Origin of the sequence: Rhodococcus sp. WS3 (assembly GCF_003797085.1) — a bacterium.
In the GTDB taxonomy this organism is placed as follows: Bacteria; Actinomycetota; Actinomycetes; order Mycobacteriales; family Mycobacteriaceae; genus Rhodococcus_F; species Rhodococcus_F globerula.
The window spans coordinates 1-426 of the sequence record NZ_RKMA01000016.1 but is presented as its reverse complement, the minus strand read 5'-3'; the positions used below and the strand labels follow the sequence as shown (position 1 = coordinate 426).

The 426-nt window shown below is 58.5% G+C and carries 1 protein-coding gene; it reads left to right on the top strand.

Annotated elements, in window-relative coordinates; genetic code table 11:
• The coding region (locus EEB13_RS31310) for a DUF11 domain-containing protein (RefSeq protein ID WP_141487034.1) at positions 1-426 on the top strand (426 nt) is incomplete at both ends.

Genomic DNA, 426 nt, shown 5'->3' with positions numbered 1-426 from the left:
GTTGCCGGTCAGGACATCAAGTACACGCTCACGTTCACGAACACCGGTAACGGTGCGGGTGAGGTCGCGTACTTCGACGATCTGCGTCAGGTTGTGGACAAGGGTGTTCTCAGTGGTTTGACTGCTGATGCTCCGTTGGCTGCGACGATGGTCGGTGCGGATGGTTTCTCGGTGACGGGAACCCTGGCTGCCGGCGAAACGAAGACGGTGACGTATTCGGTGAAGGTCAATGCCGATGTCGTCGGTGGGGTGTTCTTGAACAACTTCGTTGTTCCGGGTACGACTCCTCCGGTTGATCCTCCGGAGGTGTGTGATCCGGCGACGCAGCTGTGCACGACGCATCCGGTGGTGTCTCCGAAGATCGCTGTGGTGAAGTCCTCTGATCCGGCTTCGGGTTCGAATGTTGTTGCCGGTCAGGACATCAAG